Here is a 20174-nt window from a genome sequence, read left to right as displayed (position 1 = left end):
CTCCGGGCACACCCCGGGGCGTACCGGGCGCCGCACCGGACCGAACCGGCAGTCGTCCGGCGGCCGTCCGCGGCGGGGGCCACCCTACGGCGGTCCACCGCAACATGGAATCGGCCGGCCACACGGGATCGGTTGGTCGTCCAGCCGTGCCCATCCTCCCAAGTCCGCCACACTCCTGACGCGACGTCAGATACATGTGGGTGCTGGGGAGTACAGGACCCGCCCCGGCGTCACACCACCTGGCCGGGCCGCCCGTCCTCGGTCACGACGGGCCGGCCCGAGGCGGCCCACACCTGCATGCCGCCGTCGACGTTCACCGCGTCGACGCCCTGCTGGACCAGGTACATCGCGACCTGCGCCGACCGCCCGCCGGAGCGGCAGATCACATGGACCCGCCCGTCCTCGGGCGCCGTCTCGGTCAGTTCGCCGTACCGGGCCACGAACTCGCTGAGGGGGATGTGCAGCGCCCCCTCGGCGTGGCCCGCCCGCCACTCGTCGTCCTCGCGGACGTCCAGCAGGAAGTCGCCGTCCTCGAGGTCCTGGACCCCGACCGTGGGCACACCAGCTCCGAAATGCATGAGGCCGACGCTACCCGAAGCTCACCGGAGGGTTCCGGCTCGGACCGGCACGGATCCGGCACCCGGCCGGTCACGGGTGACGCAGGTCACGCGGGTGCAGGCGAGGTCACACGGGGGCCACGCGAGTCACGCTCGTCACTCCTGGCCCAGCAGCTCGGCCAGTTCCGCCTCGCGCTCCGCGACCTCCTTGCGCAGCTGCTCGGCGATCTCGTCGAGCAGGCGGTCGGGATCGTCGGGGGCCAGCCGGAGCATCCCGGCGATCGCGCCGTCCTCCAGCCCCTTGGCGACCACCGTGAGCAGCTCCTTGCGCCGGGCGAGCCATTCGAGGCGGGCGTAGAGCTCCTCGCTGCGGCTCGGCCGCTGCTCCTTGGGCTTGGGGCCGGCCGCCCACTCCGCGCCCAGTTCCCGCAGCTCGTCCTCGTCGCCGCGCGCGTAGGCGGCGTTGACCCGGGTGAGGAACTCCTCGCGCCGCTGGCGCTCGTCGTCCTCCTGCGCCAGGTCGGGGTGGGCCTTGCGGGCCAGCTCGCGGTAGAGGCGGCGGGCCTCCTCGCTGGGGCGCACCCGCTGTGGGGGCCGCACGGGCCCGTCGGTGAGCATCGCGACGGCCTCCGGGTACAGCCCGTCGGAGTCCATCCAGCCGTTCAGCAGCTCCTCGACCCCGGGGATCGGCTGCAGATCGGCCCGCGCCTCCCGCGCCTTGCGCAGGTCCTCGGGGTCACCGGTGCGCGCGGCCTTGGCCTCGGCCGTCAGAGCCTTCAGCTCCTCCAGCCGGGCGTAGAGCGGTCCGAGTCTCTGCTCGTGCAGCCGGGCGAAGTTCTCGACCTCCACCCGGAAGGTCTCCACCGCGATCTCGTACTCGATGAGCGCCTGTTCGGCGGCCCGTACGGCCCGCTCCAACCGCTCCTCGGGCCGCGCAGAGGCGCCCTCGGACGTCGCCCGGTCCGCCCCGGCGACGTCACCCTGTTCAGCTTCCGGGGTCGTCACCCGACCAGACTAGCGCCGCACGGGCCGGGCCCCCGCCCACCACCGCGACGGCCAGGCCCCCGCTCCAACGCCCCCTCTCCGCCGGGCCACCCATAACGCCGGACAGGGGGACACAACGACGTCTCCTCGGGCGCCGACCGGCGCGATTACCGTCGTCGGCGGCCCCACCGGAGCGCGACCGCGCGCCCAGCGCACCGCGCGCGCTCCGTGTCATGCACGCCACGTCCCTCTTCCCCCGCATTCCCCCACTCGAGGAGACCGAGGAACCGCCATGACACCCACAGACCCCGACGGCTCCGCGTCCGAGCACCGGATCAGCCGCAAGAACCTGCTCAAGGCGGCCGTCGCCGCCGGCGCCGCCCTCCCGCTGGCCACCGGCGCGGCAGCGCTCGCCCGGGCCTCCGCCGCCCCGGACCGGCCCCTTCCGCCGACACCCATGTGCGACGACGGGGACGGCCCGACCCACGACCAGATCGAGGGCCCCTACTTCAAGCCGAACTCACCGCTGCGCACCGCCCTGGTGACGCCAGGCACCCCCGGCACCCGGCTGACCGTCAGCGGCCATGTCTTCGGCCGCAACTGCGTCCCGCTGTCCGGCGTCCTGCTCGACTTCTGGCAGGCCGACGACGCCGGCGCCTACGACATGGGCGGATACGCCTTGCGGGGCCACCAGTTCACGGACTCCACCGGCGCGTACTCGCTGAGCACGATCGTGCCGGGTCTCTACCCCGGCCGCACCCGGCACCTCCACGTCAAGGCGCAGGCGCCCGGCCGTCCCGTGCTCACCACCCAGCTGTACTTCCCCGGCGAGCCGCGCAACGGCACCGACGCCCTCTTCGACCCGGCCCTGCTGATGAACGTCCGCGGGGCCGGCAACGCCAAGAAGGGCACCTTCGACTTCGTCCTGAACGTCGACGGCACACCGGGCCCGAGCGATCCGGGCACCCCGCCCACCGACCCGCCGAACGGCACCTGGACCCCCGGCCGCTCCTACGCCGCGGGCGACCACGTCGCGTACGCCGGCGCCGCCTACCACTGCCTCCAGGCCCACACGTCCATGACCGGCTGGGAACCGCCGAACGTCCCCGCCCTCTGGCGGCGCGAGTGACGACCGGTCCCGACGGCACACAACGGGCCCCGGTAGGTGAGATACCTCACGCGCCAGGGCCCGTTGTCCGTCGGCCGAGTTGTGCGATGACCCACACCTGTCGGCACAACGAGAAACGGGCCCCCACCGTGACTTCCGTCACTGGCGGAGACCCGTTCCATCGGTATCTCATGGTGCGCGAGGGGGGAGTTGAACCCCCACGCCCTTGCGGGCACTGGAACCTGAATCCAGCGCGTCTGCCTATTCCGCCACCCGCGCATTGGGTGTGTCCTCCGGCTCCGTCCCCCTGGGGGGCTGGCGCCTTCCGACATGCAGAACATTAGCACGCCCCGAACGGTGGATTCACATCGCTTTCCCAGGGCAGACGCCCAGCCCCGGCCGCATCGCGTCCACCCGCCGCGCCAGGCCGCCGGCCCCGGGCCGCGCCGCGCGGACAGACCCTCTTTCCGTATCGGAGCGCGCCCGTTCACGTATCAACCTCGTACCGGTCACGCCCGTCTGCCCAGGAGCCGGACGAGGACCACAGTCGGGTGCGGGACACTGGTCTGCGACCCCCTCTACGATCCTGGGCAGAAGTACCGAGCGACACCCGGGCACGCAGCAGGCGTCGACACCCGTCGACAGGGCCGACAGGGGGAACCAGCCGATTCACCCGCGCGTGGATACGATCAGTAAGCAGTACCAGGCAAGCAATACGCAGCACGACGGCACGACCCGCAGCGATGGCAACGATGGAGGAGGTGCCCCATGGGAGTCCTGAAGAAGTTCGAGCAGCGTCTCGAAGGTCTGGTCAACGGCACCTTCGCCAAGGTCTTCAAGTCCGAGGTCCAGCCCGTGGAGATCGCGGGTGCGCTCCAGCGCGAGTGCGACAACAACGCGACGATCTGGAACCGCGACCGCACCGTCGTACCCAACGACTTCATCGTGGAGCTCAGCGCGCCGGACTACGAGCGTCTGAGCCCCTACTCCGGCCAGCTCGGCGACGAGCTCGCCGGCATGGTGCGCGACTACGCGAAGCAGCAGCGCTACACCTTCATGGGGCCGATCAAGGTCCACCTGGAGAAGGCGGAGGACCTGGACACCGGCCTGTACCGGGTGCGCAGCCGTACGCTCGCCTCCACCAGCAGCCAGCAGGCGCCCCAGGCCCCCTCGGCCGGCCCGGGCGGCCGCCCCGCCGCCCCGGGCGGGTACGGCTACCCGCCCGCGGCCGGCCCCTCGGCAGCGCCTCCCATGCCGTCCGCGCCGCCGCCCGGCGCCCGCCCCGGCGGCTACGGCTACCCGCCGCCCGCCGCCCAGCAGCCCGCGCCCGCCCCGGCGAGCGGCGGCCGCACCCGCTACTGGATCGAGATCAACGGCACCCGCCACCAGATCTCCCGCCCGACACTCGTGCTCGGCCGCAGCACCGAGGCCGACGTGCGGATCGACGACCCCGGCGTCTCCCGCCGGCACTGCGAGATCCGGACCGGAACGCCCTCGACGATCCAGGATCTCGGGTCCACCAACGGCATCGTGGTGGACGGGCAGCACACCACCCGCGCTACGCTCCGCGACGGCTCGCGGATCGTCGTGGGCAGCACCACCATCATTTACCGGCAAGCCGAAGGGTGAAGCGGGGGCAATGTCAGAGCTGACCCTCACGGTCATGCGGCTGGGTTTCCTGGCCGTACTGTGGCTGTTCGTGATCGTGGCCGTGCAGGTCATCCGCAGCGACCTGTTCGGTACGCGCGTCACCCAGCGGGGGGCCCGCAGGGAAACGGCCCGGCCGCAGCAGGCCGCGCGCCAGGCGGCGGCGCCGCCGCAGCAGCGCGGTCAGCAAGGCGGTGGCCGCCAGCGCCGCAACGCCCCCACCAAACTCGTGGTGACCGAGGGCATCCTCACCGGCACCACCGTCGCGCTGCAGGGCCAGACCATCACCCTGGGCCGTGCGCACGACTCCACGATCGTGCTGGACGACGACTACGCCTCCAGCCGCCATGCCAGGATCTACCCGGACCGCGACGGCCAGTGGATCGTCGAGGACCTCGGATCCACCAACGGCACATACCTGGACCGGACCCGGCTGACGACCCCCACACCGATGCCGCTGGGCGCGCCGATCCGCATCGGCAAGACCGTCATCGAGCTGCGGAAGTAGTACGACTAATGAGCGAGCGGAGCGAGCACGCAGCGGCGGCCGGCACCCCGGGCCCCGGCGCGCTCCCGACCGGAGGGTGGGCACCGTGCGGATGTACCCGGAGCCGACGGGCGAGGTGCGCATGAGTCTGTCACTGCGCTTCGCCGCCGGATCGCACAAAGGCATGATCCGCGAGGGCAACGAGGATTCCGGGTACGCCGGTCCCCGCCTGCTCGCGATCGCCGACGGAATGGGCGGCCAGGCCGCCGGCGAGGTCGCCTCCTCCGAGGTGATCTCCACCATCGTCGCCCTCGACGACGACATCCCCGGCTCCGACATCCTCACCTCGCTCGGCACCGCCGTACGGCGCGCCAACGACCAGTTGCGCGCCATGGTCGAGGAGGACCCGCAGCTGGAGGGCATGGGCACCACGCTCACCGCCCTGCTGTGGACCGGCCAGCGACTCGGCCTGGTACACGTCGGCGACTCGCGCGCCTACCTGCTGCGCGACGGCGTGCTGACCCAGATCACCCAGGACCACACCTGGGTGCAGCGCCTCGTCGACGAGGGACGCATCACCGAGGAAGAGGCCACCACCCACCCGCAGCGCGCCCTGCTCATGCGCGCCCTCGGCAGCGGCGAACACGTGGAGCCCGACCTTTCCATCCGCGAGGTGCGCGCCGGCGACCGCTACCTGATCTGCTCCGACGGCCTCAGCGGCGTCGTCTCCCACCAGACGATGGAGGAGACCCTCGCCGGCTACCAGGGCCCGCAGGAGACGGTGCAGGAGCTGATCCAGTTCGCACTGCGCGGCGGCGGCCCCGACAACATCACCGTCATCGTCGCCGACGTCCTGGACCTGGACACCGGCGACACCCTCGCCGGACAGCTGTCCGACACCCCGGTCGTGGTCGGCGCGGTCGCCGAGAACCAGAACCACCTGCACGACAACGGCATCATGCAGACCCCCGCCGGACGCGCCTCGGGCCTCGGCCGCCAGGTGCCCGGACAGGGCGGCGGTGGCGGCGAGTTCGGCCCGCCCGGATCCGGCGACACCGACGGTTACGCCCCCGCGGCCGGCTTCGGCGACTACGGCGACGAGGACTTCGTCAAACCCCGCAAGAACCGCAGGTGGCTCAAGCGCTCCTTCTACAGCGTGCTCGCGCTCGCCGTCCTCGGCGGCGGCCTGTACGGCGGCTACCGCTGGACGCAGACGCAGTACTTCGTCGGCGCCAACGAGGAGCACGTCGCGCTGTACCGGGGCATCAGCCAGGACCTGGCCTGGCTGAAGCTGTCGAAGATCCACACGGACCACCCCGAGATCGAACTCAAGTACCTGCCGCCCTATCAGCAGCAGCAGGTCAAGGCGACGATCACCGAGGGCGGTCTGACCAACGCCCAGAAGAAGGTCGACGAGCTGTCCGTGCAGGCCTCCGCGTGCAAGAAGGAGGCCCAGCGCCGCACCGCCGAGGACAAGAACGGCGCCAAGACGGAAGAAGGCCAGGCGGGCGGTACCACCGGCACCACGGGAACCACCCGCACCTCCTTCACGTCCAAGGCGACGCCGACGCCGAACCCGTCGACGTCCCCGTCCTCCCCGTCCACGTCCGCCACCGCGTCCACTCCCAGCCCCGGCCCCACTCTCTCGGAGGAAGAGCAGAAGGTCGTCTCGCTGTGCGGTAAGCAGTAGGCAAGCCGTGAGAGGCCCTGTCACACGATGAGCAGCACTACCAACCCGTCGACGCACCACACGTCCACGATCGGCGCGATCGGCGCGCCCAGCCGCCGCAACACCGAGCTGGCGCTGCTGGTCTTCGCCGTCGCCATCCCGGTGTTCGCCTACGCCAACGTGGGCCTGGCCATCAACAGCCAGGTGCCCGCGGGCCTGCTGAGCTACGGCCTGGGCCTCGGTCTGCTGGCCGGCGTCGCGCACCTCGTCGTCCGCAAGTTCGCCCCGTACGCGGACCCGCTGCTGCTGCCGCTGGCCACGCTGCTGAACGGGCTCGGACTGGTCGTCATCTGGCGGCTGGACCAGTCGAAACTGCTCCAGGCCATCAACCAGGCGGGAACGGCCGCGCCACGGCAGCTGCTGTACACGGCCCTGGGCATCGCCTTCTTCGTGGTGGTGCTGATCTTCCTCAAGGACCACCGCGCCCTTCAGCGCTACACCTACATCTCCATGGTCGGCGCGCTGATCCTGCTGCTGCTGCCGCTCGTGCCGGGCCTCGGCGCCAACATCTACGGCGCCAAGATCTGGATCTCGGTCGCCGGATTCTCCATCCAGCCCGGTGAGTTCGCCAAGATCGTGCTCGCCATCTTCTTCGCCGGCTACCTCATGGTGAAGCGGGACGCGCTCGCCCTGGCCAGCCGCCGCTTCATGGGCCTGTACCTGCCCCGCGGCCGCGACCTCGGACCCATCCTGGTCGTCTGGGTGATCTCGATCCTCATCCTGGTCTTCGAGACCGACCTCGGCACCTCGCTGCTGTTCTTCGGCATGTTCGTCGTCATGCTGTACGTCGCCACCGAGCGGACCAGCTGGATCGTCTTCGGTCTCCTGATGTCCGCCGTCGGCGCCGTCGGCGTGGCCAGCTTCGAGTCGCACGTCCAGCAGCGCGTCCAGGCCTGGCTTGACCCGATGAAGGAGTACGCGCTCAGCCAGAAGGGCGTCATCGGCCACTCCGAGCAGTCGATGGAAGCGCTCTGGGCGTTCGGCTCCGGCGGCACCCTCGGCTCCGGCCTCGGGCAGGGCCACTCCGACCTCATCAAGTTCGCCGCCAACTCCGACTTCATCCTCGCCACCTTCGGCGAGGAGCTGGGCCTGGCCGGCATCATGGCGCTCCTGCTGATCTACGGCCTGATCGTGGAACGCGGCGTGCGCACCGCGCTGGCCGCCCGCGACCCCTTCGGCAAGCTGCTCGCCATCGGCCTGTCCGGCGCCTTCGCGCTTCAGGTCTTCGTCGTGGCCGGCGGCGTGATGGGCCTCATCCCGCTCACCGGTATGACGATGCCGTTCCTGGCGTACGGCGGCTCCTCCGTCATCGCCAACTGGGCCCTGATCGGCATCCTGATCCGGATCAGCGACACCGCCCGCAGACCCGCGCCCGCGCCCGCCTCCAACCCCGACGCCGAGATGACCCAGGTGGTCCGCCCGTGAACAAGCCCCTGCGCCGAATCGCGATCTTCTGCGGCCTCCTCGTCCTCACGCTGCTCGTCCGCGACAACTGGATCCAGTACGTCAAGGCCGACACCCTCAAGGACGACAAGCACAACCGCCGCGTCACCATCGCGCGCTACGCCACGCCGCGCGGCGACATCATCGTCGGCGGCAACCCGATCACCGGGTCGGTCGAGACCAAGAGCAACGGACTCAACGACCTCAAGTACAAGCGCACGTACAAGGACGGCCCGATGTGGGCGCCGGTCACCGGGTTCACCTCCCAGGCCTTCGGCGCCACCCAGTTGGAGAGCATCGAGGACGGCATCCTCACCGGAAGTGACGACCGGCTCTTCTTCCGGAACACCCTGGACATGATCACGGGCAAGCCCAAGCAGGGCGGCAACGTGGTCACCACGCTCAACACGGCCGCGCAGAAGGCGGCCTTCAACGGCCTGAAGAAGGTCGGCGGCAAGGGCGCCGCGGTGGCCCTGGACCCCTCCACGGGCAAGATCCTCGCCCTGGCGTCCTACCCGTCCTACGACCCGTCGTCGTTCGCCGGCAACTCCGACAAGGACGCCAAGGCCTGGAAGGACCTCCAGAAGACGTCCGACCCCAACGACCCGATGCTGAACCGGGCACTGCGCGAGACCTACCCGCCGGGCTCCACCTTCAAGGTGGTCACCGCGGCGGCCGCGCTGGAGAACGGCCTGTACAAGTCGGCGGACCAACCCACCGACTCGCCGCTGCCGTGGACCCTGCCGAACACCCGGACCGAGCTGAAGAACGAGGGCAACATCCCCTGCAAGAACGCCACCATGCGTGAGGCGCTGCGGGTGTCCTGCAACACCGTCTTCGGCAAGATGGGCTACGACCTCGGCAAGGACAAGATGCTCGCCGAGGCGAAGAAGTTCGGCTTCAACGCCGAGCAGTTCACGCCCGTGCGCGCCAACGCCTCCGTCTTCCCCGAGAAGATGGACAAGCCGCAGACCGCGCTCAGCTCCATCGGCCAGTTCGAGACCGCCGCGACCCCGCTGCAGATGGCCATGGTCGCCTCCGCCGTCGCCAACGACGGCAAGCTGATGAAGCCGTACATGATCGACAAGCTCCAGTCGCCCAACGTGGACACCCTGGAGCAGACCCAGCCGCAGGAACTGAGCCGGCCGCTCAGCTCGCAGAACGCCCAGATCCTGCAGTCCATGATGGAGACCGTCGTCAAGGACGGCACGGGCAGGAACGCGCAGATCAACAACGTCACCGTGGGCGGCAAGACCGGTACCGCCCAGCACGGCGTCGACAACAGCGAGAAGCCGTACGCCTGGTTCCTCTCCTACGCCAAGCTCGCCGACGGCAGCTCGCCGGTCGCCGTGGCCGTGGTGGTCGAGGACAACAACGCCAACCGCGACGACATCTCCGGTGGCGGCCTCGCGGCGCCCATCGCGAAGAACGTCATGGAGGCGGTCATCAACTCCAGGCAGTGAGCCCCGTCACGTCCCCCTCACATCGGTGCACGTTGCGATACCGGTCCTGTATCGGGTGACGGGCTTGGCCAGGTCACACAGAGCGAGCCGGGTACGGTAGGCCCGGACAGCAGCCTCCGGCGGCACAAGCGGTGCCGGTCGGGACCGACGGAGAGGGCTGGTAGGTAGCTATGGAAGAGCCGCGTCGCCTCGGCGGCCGGTACGAGCTGGGCCATGTGCTCGGCCGTGGTGGCATGGCGGAGGTGTACCTCGCGCATGACACCCGGCTGGGACGCACCGTGGCGGTGAAGACGCTGCGCGCCGACCTGGCGCGCGACCCTTCCTTCCAGGCCCGGTTCCGCCGGGAGGCCCAGTCGGCCGCCTCGCTCAACCATCCCGCGATCGTCGCGGTCTACGACACGGGCGAGGACTACATCGACGGGGTCTCGATCCCGTACATCGTGATGGAGTACGTCGACGGCTCCACGCTCCGTGAACTGCTGCACAGCGGCCGCAAGCTGCTGCCCGAGCGGTCCATGGAGATGACCATCGGCATCCTCCAGGGCCTGGAGTACGCCCACCGCAGCGGCATCGTCCACCGCGACATCAAGCCGGCCAACGTCATGCTGACCCGCAACGGCCAGGTCAAGGTCATGGACTTCGGCATCGCCCGCGCCATGGGCGACTCCGGCATGACCATGACCCAGACCTCGGCCGTCATCGGCACCGCCCAGTACCTGTCTCCCGAGCAGGCCAAAGGCGAGCAGGTCGACGCGCGCTCGGACCTGTACTCGACAGGTTGCCTGCTCTACGAGCTGCTGACGGTCCGCCCGCCCTTCGTGGGCGACTCCCCGGTCGCGGTGGCCTACCAGCACGTCCGCGAGGAGCCGCAGCCGCCGAGCGTCTTCGACCCCGAGATCACGCCCGAGATGGACGCGATCGTGATGCGGGCGCTGGTCAAGGACCCCGACTACCGCTACCAGTCCGCCGACGAGATGCGCGCCGACATCGAGGCCTGCCTCGACGGCCAGCCTGTCGCGGCCACGGCGGCCCTGGGCTCCGTCGGCTACGTCGGCTACCCCGACGACCAGCCGACCACCGCGCTGCGCCCCGACGCCGGCACCGCGGGCGCGACGACGATGCTGCCGCCCATGAACCCGGACGACGGCGGCTTCGGTTACGACGACCGCCCCGACCGGCGCCGTCAGAAGAAGTCCAACACCTCGACGATCCTGCTGGTCGTCGCCGGCGTCCTGGTCCTCATCGGCGCGATCTTCATCGGCATGTACGCCTTCGGCGGGAAGGGCGCCAACAACGACATGGTGCCCGTGCCCAACTTCGTCGGCCACACGAGGGCCGAAGCCGTGGATATGGCCCGGAACGGCAGCGTCGAAGTGGCCTTCACCCAGGACACCTGCGAGGACCAGCCCAAGGGCAAGGTCTGCTCACAGGAACCGAAGGACGGCGAGGTCAAGAAGGGCGACACGGTCGACGTGGTGCTGTCCACCGGGGCGCCGAAGGTGACTGTTCCCGATGTCCGCGGCGTGACCTTCGACAAGGCGAAGTCCCAGCTGGTGGAGAAGGGCTTCAAGGTCGAGAAGAAGACCCAGGAGTCCGACCAGACCCCCGACGTGGTCATCAGTCAGGACCCCGGGGGCGACACGGAGAAGGAGAAGGGCTCCGTCATCACCCTCACGGTCGCCAAGCCGACCGAGAAGGCGACGGTCCCCAATGTCGTCGGCTCGACATGCGAAGAGGCCCAGCAGCAGCTTCAGGGCAGCAATCTCAACGGCACGTGCAGCGAGGTGCCCACCAACGACCCCAACCAGGACGGCAAGGTCGTCCAGACCGTCCCGCCCGCCAGCCAGCAGGTCGACAAGGGCTCCAGCGTCAACATCCAGGTCGGCAAGCTTCAGCAGCAGCCGAAGAAGAAGGTGCCCGACGTCCGCGGCCGAACGGTGGGGGAAGCCAGGCAGATACTTGCGGCAGAAGGCTTCACCAATGTCCAGTTCGCTGAAGGCAGCAACCCGGACGACAACGCACGGGTAATGCAGCAGGACCCGGGTCCCGACCAGGAAGTCGACGACCCCGGCAACACGCAGATCACGCTGACGACCTTCGGCGGCAACAACGGCAACGGGAACGGCAACGGCGGCTTCTTCGGCGGCTGACCCCACCCCTGACGCTCAGAGCCCCGGTTCCCCTCCCAGGAGGGGAACCGGGGCTCCGTCGTATCGGACGTGCCTGCGGAGGGTGTCCGTCAACCGGTCAGTTCCTTCGGCGGTGTGCGCTTGGCGTCCACCTTTTCCGTGCGGACCAGTTCGCCCCAGACCACGTACCGGTAGCGGGAGGTGTACACCGGTGTGCAGGTCGTCAGGGTGATGTAGTGGCCGGCCTTCTTGACGCCCGACTCCTTGGGGACCGAGGACAGGACCTGGACGTTGTACTTCGACGTCTCGGGGAGGATGTCGTAGACCTTGTAGACGTACCACTTGTCCTTGGTCTCGAAGACGACCGGATCGCCCACCCGCACCTTGTCGATGTTGTGGAACTTCGCGCCGTGACCGTCCCGGTGGGCGGCGAGGGTGAAGTTGCCGGCCTTGCCGGACGTCGGCAGGGTCGCCTTGGCGGGGTCCACGTAGTAGCCGGCCACGCCGTCGTTCAGCACCTCCGCCGACGTGCCCTTCTTGATCAGGACCTCGCCGTTGTGCATGGACGGCACGTGCAGGAAGCCAATCCCGTCCTTGGTGTCGAGCGCTCCGGGACCGCCGGCCACGGACTGGGACCACTCGTCGCGGACCTTGCCGCCCTCCTGGTCGGCCTTGCGGTCCGCCAGGACGTTCGTCCACCACAGGGAGTAGACGACGAACAGGCCGAGGACCAGACCCGCCGTGATGAGGAGTTCGCCGAAGACGCTGACGGCGAGGGCCAGCGGGCCGGTACCCCGGCGGCGCCGCGCCCGGCCGGGGCCCGACGCGTCACCGTGCCCTTCGCGGCCCTCGGTGTGCCCTGCCGTGTCGTCCGTGGTCGCTGCCACTGTTCATCCGCCCTTTAACTGACGAGCGCATCCGGCTTGCCCTTGCTGCGCGGCCGTTCCTCGACCATCTTGCCCCAGACGATCATCCGGTACTTGCTGGTGAACTCCGGTGTGCAGGTGGTCAGCGTGATGTAGCGGCCGGGCCCGGTGAAGCCCGATCCCTTCGGGACGGGATCGAGGACACTGATGTTGGCCGGCGAGGTCACCGGCAGTATCGACGCCATCTTGTAGACGAAGTACATGTCCTGCGTCTCCACGACGATCGCGTCGCCCGGCGAGAGCTTGTTGATGTACCGGAACGGCTCACCGTGCGTGTTGCGGTGGCCCGCGAGCCCGAAGTTGCCCGTCTTCGCGTCCGGCATCGCGGTGTTGAGGTCGCCCTGCCCGTAGTGCCCGACCATGCCCTTGTCCAGCACCTTCGGCTTGCTGGTGCCCTCCGCGATGGGCACCACCACGTCCAGCTTCGGGATGTGCAGAAGGGCGAATCCCTGCCCCGGCTCGAACGTCCCGGGATTGCGCTTGCCGCTCGCCCAGTCGTCCTGCAACTGGTGCGCCTCGCTGCCCGCCTGCGCGTGCGCCCGGACGTTCGTCCACCACAACTGGTAGGTGACGAAGAGCAGCATCACCACACCGGTGGTGATGAACATCTCGCCGATGACCCGGCTGGCGATCACGGCCGGGCTCGCCCTGCGTGCCCGCGCCTGCCGGCGCGCCTCCACGCGGGACAGCGGCGCGGGCGACCGGTCGGCCGGGCTGTCCTCCTCCGACGGCGCGCCCGCCGCGGCCCCACGACGGCCGTGACGGCGCCTGGCGGCCTTTCTGCGGGCCGCGCGTCCACCCGGTGGGGGTGCAGGGGCCCGCGCGGCGGAAGACGCGCCAGGCGGCGGATCCGGGATCCGCAGCGCCATCGTCTCGTCGTCGACGGGAGGCAGATACGCCGTGGCATCACCCGCGGACCCGTACGGCACCCCCGCCGCGCTCTGCTGAGGCGCCGCGTGCTGCTGGGGCGCGGTCTGCTGGGGCGCCGCCCCAGCAGACCCGTAGGACGCCGCGTAGGGGTCCTGGTGCGCGCCCTGCGCCCCACCGCCGTACCACTCCTCGAACGCGTCCGGCCCCCCGTACGACTGCTCCCCGTACGAGGTGTCGGTCTCGCGCTCGGGGCGCAGCGCGGTCACGCCGTGGCCTTGCCCACCACCGGGGCGAGCCCCGCCGACCTCGCCACGGCCTCCTTGTCGCCGCACTCCGCCAGCCAGTTGGCCAGCATCCGGTGCCCGTGCTCGGTCAGTACCGACTCGGGATGGAACTGCACGCCCTCGACGGGAAGTTCACGGTGCCGCAGGCCCATGATGATGCCGTCGTGCGTGCGCGCCGTGACCACCAGCTCGTCGGGCACGGTCGCCGGCTCGGCGGCCAGGGAGTGGTAGCGGGTCGCCGTGAAGGGGGAGGGCAGTCCCGCGAAGACGCCGGTGCCCTCGTGCTCCACCAGCGAGGTCTTGCCGTGCAGCAGCTCGGGCGCGCGGTCCACCACACCGCCGTAGGCCACCTGCATCGACTGCATGCCCAGGCACACACCGAAGACGGGAACACCGGTCGCGGCGCAGTGCCGGACCATCTCCACGCAGACACCGGCCTGCTCGGGCGCGCCCGGACCCGGCGAGAGCAGCACGCCGTCGAAACCGTCCTGCGCGTGCGCCGTCGACACCTCGTCGTTGCGCAGCACCTCGCACTCGGCCCCCAGCTGGTACAGGTACTGGACCAGGTTGAAGACGAAGCTGTCGTAGTTGTCGACGACGAGAATCCGCGCACTCACTGGTTGTCCACCGTCACATCGTTGAAGGGAAGCAGCGGTTCGGCCCACGGGAAGACGTACTGGAACAGGGCGTAGACCGCGGCCAGGACCAGCACCAGTGAGATCAGCGCCTTCACCCACGCGTTCCCCGGCAGATGCCGCCAGATCCAGCCGTACATGCCGTCCCTTCCGTCTCCCACGGCACCAGACTCACGCCGTACGCCACCAGACTAACGGCGCGGCGCCCGAGGTTTCCCGGCCTCCGCGAGCTGTGCGAAAACCGCGTGCGACCGGACGTACGTGGCACAGCGTCGATCACCTCAACGATCGCGGACACGGTTTTGTACGGCCCTTTGTCGATCCGATACGCGAACCAGGCCGTTCCGTTCACCAGTACGACGCCAGGGCGCCCGCACCGGGGTGCCGGCACCCTGACATCCGTGCCTACTTCACGGGCTTCGCGTGCTGCAGGTCCACCGTGCCGGAGTAGCCGGGCAGCGTCGCCGTTCCGTCGTCGGTGACCTTCCAGCCGAGGCCGTAGACGTTGACGTACACCATGTAGTTCTGGATCGCCGGGGAGTCCGCGAGGGCCTTCTGGAGCTTCCCCGGATCGCCGACCGCCGTGATCTTGTACGGCGGCGAGTAGACGCGGCCCTGGAGAATCAACGTGTTGCCCACGCAGCGCACCGCGCTGGTGGAGATCAGCCGCTGGTCCATCACCTTGATGCCCTGGGCGCCGCCCTTCCACAGCGCGTTGACCACGGCCTGGAGGTCCTGCTGGTGGATCACCAGGTAGTCGGGCTGCGGCTCGGGATAGCCGGGGAGCTTCGCGGTGGCGTCGGGCGGGGCGTCGTTGAGCGTGACCGTGATCGCCTTGCCCGTGATCTTCCGGGTGCCCGCGCTCTGCTCCAGGCCGGTCAGCCTGCCGTCCTGGGGCTTGCCGTCGTCGTCGCGCGCGGCGAGGGACTCGATGTCGTCGCGCAGGGCGGCGTTGGACTCGTCCAGGTCCTTGTTCTTCCGGCTGCGCTCCTGGACGAGGTCGGACAGCTTCAGAAGGGACGTGTCCGTGCGGATGTTGGTGCCCTTGGCCGTGTTGAAACTGGTGAAGAAGATCAACCCGGCGAGGGCGAAGACGGCCACGGTCATGATCCGCACGGGCCTCGGGCGGCGCGTGCGGTCCGGGCCGGCACCCGTCCCCGGGAAGTCGGCAGAATTGCTCAACGTACCCTTATCTCCTTCGGCGCCGCGGAAGCACTACGCTAACGGACGTCCGGGGGAGTGCTCAGTGTGCCCTTGTACGCTGCCCCGGAGCCAGCCCAGTTCCCTGCGCGGCCACCAGCGCATCGACAGGAGAGACCCTCGTGCCGAAGTCACGTATCCGCAAGAAGGCCGACTACACGCCGCCGCCCGCCAAGCAGGCCGCGAGTATCAAGCTGGAGGGCCGCGGCTGGGTCGCGCCCGTCATGCTGGCGCTGTTCCTCATCGGCCTGGCCTGGATCGTCGTCTTCTACGTGACCGACGGCTCACTGCCCATCAAGGCCCTCGACAACGTGAACATCGTCGTGGGCTTCGGCTTCATCGCCGCCGGGTTCGCCGTCTCCACGCAGTGGAAGTGACGTCGGTCACCCGGTGAACACAGCTCTGCCCACGGGTATCCGCTGAGTTATCCACAGGCCGGAGGAATTTCCACATGCGGCCTGGGGAAAACGCTGATGATCTGTGGATAACCAGTGCATCGTTGACACCGGTACGACTGTCACACTGCCCATCCAGAGTGCGTACGCCCCCTGCCTGACCTGCGACAACACAGGTCGGAGACAGGGGGTACACGCGTTCCCGCACGCTATGCACAAGATCGGACACCAGCTGTGGACAACGGGCGCTCTCAGGTGAGCTGAACCGTTCTGATCAGCGTCAACACGACGACGACCACCAACACCAGCGCACAGGTGCCGTACTGCACCAGGTCCCGCCGCTCACGCGGGGCGTGCACCATCGCGTACCCCACCACCACACCGGCGACCAGACCCCCGATGTGCGCCTGCCAGGCGATGCCGCTCCAGCTGAAGGTGAAGATCAGGTTGATCACCAGCAGGACGATGATCGGCCGCATGTCGTAGTTGAGCCGGCGCATCAGCACCGCGGTGGCGCCGAACAGTCCGAAAATGGCGCCCGAGGCGCCGAGCGTGGCCTGGCTGGGCGAGGCGAGCAGGTACGTCAGCGCTCCGCCCGCGAGCCCGGAGACGAAGTACAGCGAGAGATAGCGCAGCCGGCCCAGGGCCGCTTCCAAGGGGCCGCCCAGCCACCACAGGCTCAGCATGTTGAAGCCGATGTGCCAGATCTCCTGGTGCGTGAACATCGAGGTCACCAGGCGGTACCACTCGCCGTCCACGACACCCGAGGTGGGGGTGAAGGGAGCCGGCGGCCAGGCGCCGATCAGGACCAGGTCCCCGAGGAGCGAGGAGTCGGCGCTGACCGCGATGAACACCGCGATGTTGATCCCGATGAGGATCTTGGTGAGCAGGCGGGGGTCGGCGGTCATGGTGCCGCCGGCCAGCGTGCGGGGCCGCGACGCGGCGGGCGGGTGGCCGGTGCCGGAACCGCCGCGGACGCAGTCCGGGCACTGGAAGCCCACGGAGGCGTCGACCATGCACTCGGGGCAGATCGCCCGGTCGCAGCGGGCGCAGCGGATACCGGTCTCGCGGCCCGGATGGCGATAGCAGGTGGGCAGGCGGTGGGCGTCCGGCGGGCCCTGGTCCGCCGGGTCCTGGCCCGCCGGGCCCTGCGGGCTGCCTGGTGCCTGGTCCATGGGGTTCCCCTCGATTCGTCCTGCGCGGAGCACGGCTGCGGCTGCTCGTGGGCAATGCACCGCCCCGCCCATCCTTACGGACAAGCGGGGCGTTTGGTTCCCTGGGGGAGCTGTCGGGACGGGCCCTTCACTCAGCCTTCGCGGGTCCCGACGACGACCGACTCGATGACGACGTCCTTGAGCGGGCGGTCGGTGCGCGGGTTGGTCTGCGCGGTCGCGATGGAGTCCACGACCTTCTGGCTGGCCGCGTCGGTGACCTCGCCAAAAATGGTGTGCTTGCGGTTCAGCCAGGCCGTCGGGCCGACGGTGATGAAGAACTGCGAGCCGTTGGTGCCCGGACCCGCGTTGGCCATCGCCAGCAGGTAGGGCTTGTCGAAGGAGAGGTCCGGGTGGAACTCGTCCTTGAACTGGTAGCCGGGACCGCCGGTGCCGTTGCCCAGCGGGTCGCCGCCCTGGATCATGAAACCGCTGATCACCCGGTGGAAGACGGTGCCGTCGTAGAGCTTCGCCGTGGACTTCTCGCCGGTGGCGGGGTGGGTCCACTCGCGCTCGCCCTTGGCGAGTTCGACAAAGTTCCGAACCGTCTCGGGGGCGTGGTTCGGCAGGAGCCGGACCTCGATGTCGCCGTGGTTGGTCTTCAGGGTGGCGTAGAGCTGCTCAGCCACGATCTGCCTTCCGTTGTCTTCCTGTGACTCCCCGATCCTCGCACGGCCCGCGCCCTGCGTCGTCCAGCGGTCGCTTCCTGAGGGAGATCCGCCGGATTCGGTTGCGGAAAACCGGGCCAGTCCTCCCGGACGGGAGCGCGGCGCGGCGATCCGTGGCATTGTCGACGACAAGCTCCTGTTGCTCCGCATTCATCCCTATCGCACGTGATCGTCGCCCGGCGGGCTCCCGATCGGCAGGGCCACCGCGGTGACCGCGGTCGTCACCCGTGACCCGGATGCCCGTTCGCACATGCCGCCGGGCCCGTTGGCAGGCATGATCCGTAAAAGGGTGGAAAGTCGAATTACCGTACGCCACCGAGGAGGAGGAACCCGTGACCCGCATCGACAGCGTGCGCGCCGCGACCGGCTCGGCGAAGGACAGCGTGCTGCACGCCGCGGAAGTGGTGGCGCCCTACGCCGACACGGCCAGGGAAAGGGCCGCGCAATACGCACACGAGGCACGCGTACGGCTCGCGCCGAAGGTGACCCTGGCCGCCGACCAGGCCCGCGTTCAGTACGGCGCCCATGTCGCACCCCGGCTGGAGCAGGCCCGTACGCAGGCCATGGCCCATGTGCCGCCCAAGGTCGACCAGGCCGCCCAGGAGGCCGCCGAGCGGACGCGCCGGGCCGCGCGGCAGGCCGCCGAGTACTCCCGGCCGCGGATCGAGCAGGCGATGGCCGCGGCGGGACCGGTCGCGGACGAGGCCGCCGCGCGCGGTGCCGCCGCGCTGGTGGCACTGCGCGGTCAGGTCCCGGCCCGGAAGATCCAGAAGCTGGCCCGCACACACGAGCGGCGGGCGCGGGCCGGGCGCGTCGTGAAGCTGCTCGCGCTGGCGGGCGCGCTCGCCGGCGGTGCCTTCGCCGCCTGGAAGTGGTGGGACAAGCAGGCCAACCCCGACTGGCTGGTGGAACCCCCGGCCGCGACCGAGGTGCCCGATTCGGGTCGGCTGACGTCCGTGGACGGCACCGGCCAGTCCGTGCTGGACCCCGAGGTCCAGGCGAAGCAGGCCGAGGAGGCGGCGGACCGCGACGAACAAGGCTGACCGCCAGCGACGAAAGAGCCTGCCCGATCGGTGTTTCCACAGGTCAGGCAGGCTTTTCGCGTGCACGTGGTTCCCGGTCCGCGAGCGGGTAGGTTGAGGTCGCCTGGGACACCGACAGGGATGGAAGGGGGGACCCATGCTCGACGGAATCACGGGAACCATTGCCATCGGCGTCATGGTCGCGTCAGCAGTCGTCGGCGACCGTGCCTCGAAAAAGCGCGAGAAGGCTTTCTGGGAGCGCTATGGATCCTTCGAGGGGTTCCGGGGCCAGGTCGACGAGGAGAAGATCCAGCGGGTGCGCAGGGAACAGGGCGACGTCGCCGCCATCAAGGTGGTACGGCAGACCTACCCGTACGTCTCGCTCCTCCTCGCGAAGCGCTACGTGGAGGAACTCCCGGCATAGCCGAAGGATCCCTGCCCGAAGGCGTCGGGGCGCGCTCCGAAGCCGGACGGACAGGCGCGCATACGCCGACGACCTGCCCGGGCGCACGGCGTGCGCACGAAAAACGCCCCCTGACACCGCGTTTCCGCAGGCCAGAGGGCATTTCACCGGTGGAGCCTAGGGGAGTCGAACCCCTGACATCTGCCATGCAAAGACAGCGCTCTACCAACTGAGCTAAGGCCCCGGACGAGAGCATCCGGCCGGAAGATCCGCTCACCGGTCGGTGCCGCAGACCAGAGTACCGGGTCACCCCCCGGATCTCGCAAAAAGATGGGGGCTCCCCGCGGCCGACCACTCTCCGTAAGATGCTCCGCGTGGTTCGCTACAGCGAACCACGGTACTTGGGGAAGCGATGGGGAGACGCAATGGACGCCGCACAGCAGGAAGCCACCGCAAGAGCGCGGGAACTGCAGCGGAACTGGTACGGGGAGCCGTTGGGGGCGCTCTTCCGCAAGCTCATAGATGACCTCGGGCTCAACCAGGCCCGGCTGGCGGGGGTACTGGGACTGTCGGCCCCGATGCTGTCGCAGCTGATGAGCGGCCAGCGCGCGAAGATCGGCAACCCTGCTGTGGTCCAGCGGGTTCAGCTGCTCCAGGAGCTGGCGGCCCAGGCGGCGGACGGCAGCGTCAGCGCGGCCGAGGCGACCGAGCGCATGGACGAGATCAAGCGGTCGCAGGGCGGCTCGGTGCTCAGCAACACCACGCAGACGACGAGTACTTCGGGGGCGCCGACGGTCAAGCGGGTGGTCCGCGAGATCCAGTCGCTGCTCCGCTCGGTCGCGGCGGCCGGTGACATCATCGAGGCCGCGAACACCCTCGCCCCGACCCACCCCGAACTCGCGGAATTCCTCCGGGTGTACGGCGCCGGCCGCACCTCGGACGCGGTCGCGCACTACCAGTCCCACCAGAACTGACGCCGCGGGGGTCGTATCGCGCGTCGGGGGGATGCGAGG

19 protein-coding genes, 2 tRNA genes and 2 pseudogenes are annotated in these 20174 nt (G+C 69.6%); 11 read left to right on the top strand and 12 right to left on the bottom strand.

The annotated features are described in order from the left end of the window. Positions 1-230: 230 nt before the first annotated feature. Together ACIQFZ_RS23770 and ACIQFZ_RS23765 are read right to left on the bottom strand one after the other, a co-directional pair. Positions 231-560: a rhodanese-like domain-containing protein gene (locus tag ACIQFZ_RS23770; RefSeq protein ID WP_365421502.1), complete on the bottom strand. Its 330-nt coding sequence runs from the start codon at positions 558-560 to the stop codon at positions 231-233. A gap of 153 nt (positions 561-713) precedes the next feature. Continuing rightward, entirely contained in the window at positions 714-1562 is an 849-nt protein-coding gene (locus ACIQFZ_RS23765) for a hypothetical protein (RefSeq protein WP_365421469.1), read from the bottom strand. Between the two features lie 271 nt (positions 1563-1833). Here ACIQFZ_RS23765 and ACIQFZ_RS23760 point away from each other — a divergent pair, with 271 nt between their 5' ends. Then, positions 1834-2670 (top strand): carbohydrate-binding protein, encoded by an 837-nt coding sequence (locus tag ACIQFZ_RS23760; protein WP_402692075.1) that lies wholly within the window; start codon positions 1834-1836, stop codon positions 2668-2670. Positions 2671-2841: 171 nt separating this feature from the next. On the opposite strand, the gene ACIQFZ_RS23755 is transcribed toward ACIQFZ_RS23760, so the two are convergent. Beyond that, positions 2842-2928 (bottom strand) — tRNA-Leu (locus ACIQFZ_RS23755). 489 nt (positions 2929-3417) lie between these two features. On the opposite strand from ACIQFZ_RS23755, the gene ACIQFZ_RS23750 reads away from it, so the two are divergent. The 6 genes from ACIQFZ_RS23750 to pknB all read left to right on the top strand — a co-directional run bounded on the left by ACIQFZ_RS23750 (position 3418) and on the right by pknB (position 11568). Beyond that, positions 3418-4278, top strand: a complete 861-nt coding sequence (locus ACIQFZ_RS23750) for a DUF3662 and FHA domain-containing protein (protein WP_361413460.1) — start codon at positions 3418-3420, stop codon at positions 4276-4278. A gap of 10 nt (positions 4279-4288) precedes the next feature. Beyond that, a complete protein-coding gene (locus ACIQFZ_RS23745; protein ID WP_402692074.1) occupies positions 4289-4804 on the top strand; it encodes an FHA domain-containing protein in 516 nt (171 codons plus the stop codon). 121 nt (positions 4805-4925) lie between these two features. Further along, positions 4926-6473 (top strand): Stp1/IreP family PP2C-type Ser/Thr phosphatase, encoded by a 1548-nt coding sequence (locus tag ACIQFZ_RS23740; protein WP_402692073.1) that lies wholly within the window; start codon positions 4926-4928, stop codon positions 6471-6473. A 27-nt stretch (positions 6474-6500) separates the two neighbouring features. Further along, positions 6501-7937 (top strand): FtsW/RodA/SpoVE family cell cycle protein, encoded by a 1437-nt coding sequence (locus ACIQFZ_RS23735; protein ID WP_402692072.1) that lies wholly within the window; start codon positions 6501-6503, stop codon positions 7935-7937. Then, positions 7934-9418 carry a peptidoglycan D,D-transpeptidase FtsI family protein gene (locus tag ACIQFZ_RS23730; protein ID WP_383057612.1) on the top strand — a complete coding sequence of 495 codons (1485 nt, stop codon included), beginning with the start codon at positions 7934-7936 and terminating at the stop codon, positions 9416-9418. Before ACIQFZ_RS23735 ends, ACIQFZ_RS23730 begins: the two co-directional genes overlap by 4 nt. Before the next feature lie 170 nt (positions 9419-9588). Further along, positions 9589-11568, top strand: a complete 1980-nt coding sequence (gene pknB, locus ACIQFZ_RS23725) for a Stk1 family PASTA domain-containing Ser/Thr kinase (protein WP_365774799.1) — start codon at positions 9589-9591, stop codon at positions 11566-11568. Between the two features lie 89 nt (positions 11569-11657). Here pknB and ACIQFZ_RS23720 read toward each other — a convergent pair whose 3' ends face one another. The 6 genes and pseudogenes from ACIQFZ_RS23720 to ACIQFZ_RS23695 all read right to left on the bottom strand — a co-directional run bounded on the left by ACIQFZ_RS23720 (position 11658) and on the right by ACIQFZ_RS23695 (position 15444). Further along, a complete protein-coding gene (locus tag ACIQFZ_RS23720; RefSeq protein ID WP_365417701.1) occupies positions 11658-12434 on the bottom strand; it encodes a class E sortase in 777 nt (258 codons plus the stop codon). A gap of 14 nt (positions 12435-12448) precedes the next feature. Beyond that, positions 12449-13609 carry a class E sortase gene (locus tag ACIQFZ_RS23715; protein ID WP_383057613.1) on the bottom strand — a complete coding sequence of 387 codons (1161 nt, stop codon included), beginning with the start codon at positions 13607-13609 and terminating at the stop codon, positions 12449-12451. After that, positions 13606-14244: an aminodeoxychorismate/anthranilate synthase component II gene (locus ACIQFZ_RS23710; protein ID WP_402692071.1), complete on the bottom strand. Its 639-nt coding sequence runs from the start codon at positions 14242-14244 to the stop codon at positions 13606-13608. The genes ACIQFZ_RS23715 and ACIQFZ_RS23710 overlap by 4 nt, the downstream gene beginning before the upstream one ends. Continuing rightward, positions 14241-14449 (bottom strand): annotated as a pseudogene (locus tag ACIQFZ_RS23705) (hypothetical protein). Before ACIQFZ_RS23705 ends, ACIQFZ_RS23710 begins: the two are co-directional and overlap by 4 nt. Positions 14450-14503: 54 nt before the next feature. After that, positions 14504-14632, bottom strand: a pseudogene (locus tag ACIQFZ_RS23700) (class E sortase); the annotation flags it as partial. A gap of 35 nt (positions 14633-14667) precedes the next feature. Beyond that, positions 14668-15444 carry a DUF881 domain-containing protein gene (locus ACIQFZ_RS23695; protein WP_402692070.1) on the bottom strand — a complete coding sequence of 259 codons (777 nt, stop codon included), beginning with the start codon at positions 15442-15444 and terminating at the stop codon, positions 14668-14670. A 140-nt stretch (positions 15445-15584) separates the two neighbouring features. Between ACIQFZ_RS23695 and crgA the strand changes: the two genes are divergently transcribed. Beyond that, positions 15585-15839 carry a cell division protein CrgA gene (gene crgA, locus ACIQFZ_RS23690; RefSeq protein ID WP_100570549.1) on the top strand — a complete coding sequence of 85 codons (255 nt, stop codon included), beginning with the start codon at positions 15585-15587 and terminating at the stop codon, positions 15837-15839. 269 nt (positions 15840-16108) lie between these two features. On the opposite strand, the gene ACIQFZ_RS23685 is transcribed toward crgA, so the two are convergent. Together ACIQFZ_RS23685 and ACIQFZ_RS23680 are read right to left on the bottom strand one after the other, a co-directional pair. Next, a complete protein-coding gene (locus tag ACIQFZ_RS23685; RefSeq protein ID WP_365417711.1) occupies positions 16109-17032 on the bottom strand; it encodes a rhomboid family intramembrane serine protease in 924 nt (307 codons plus the stop codon). A gap of 131 nt (positions 17033-17163) precedes the next feature. Then, positions 17164-17697, bottom strand: coding sequence for a peptidylprolyl isomerase (locus ACIQFZ_RS23680; RefSeq protein WP_402692069.1), 534 nt, complete (start codon positions 17695-17697; stop codon positions 17164-17166). A 371-nt stretch (positions 17698-18068) separates the two neighbouring features. Here ACIQFZ_RS23680 and ACIQFZ_RS23675 point away from each other — a divergent pair, with 371 nt between their 5' ends. After that, positions 18069-18779 carry a DUF5324 family protein gene (locus ACIQFZ_RS23675; RefSeq protein ID WP_383057618.1) on the top strand — a complete coding sequence of 237 codons (711 nt, stop codon included), beginning with the start codon at positions 18069-18071 and terminating at the stop codon, positions 18777-18779. Positions 18780-18915: 136 nt separating this feature from the next. Beyond that, entirely contained in the window at positions 18916-19182 is a 267-nt protein-coding gene (locus ACIQFZ_RS23670; RefSeq protein WP_365417720.1) for a hypothetical protein, read from the top strand. Between the two features lie 150 nt (positions 19183-19332). Here the strand turns inward: ACIQFZ_RS23670 and ACIQFZ_RS23665 are convergent. Beyond that, positions 19333-19405 (bottom strand) — tRNA-Ala (locus tag ACIQFZ_RS23665). Positions 19406-19586: 181 nt separating this feature from the next. Here ACIQFZ_RS23665 and ACIQFZ_RS23660 point away from each other — a divergent pair. After that, positions 19587-20135, top strand: coding sequence for a DNA-binding protein (locus tag ACIQFZ_RS23660; protein ID WP_365417723.1), 549 nt, complete (start codon positions 19587-19589; stop codon positions 20133-20135). Positions 20136-20174: the final 39 nt, after the last annotated feature.

Origin of the sequence: Streptomyces sp. NPDC093064 (assembly GCF_044754605.1) — a bacterium.
Classification (GTDB): domain Bacteria; phylum Actinomycetota; class Actinomycetes; order Streptomycetales; family Streptomycetaceae; genus Streptomyces.
The sequence above is the reverse complement of the archived record's forward strand: the minus strand, read 5'-3'. Positions and strand labels throughout refer to the sequence as shown.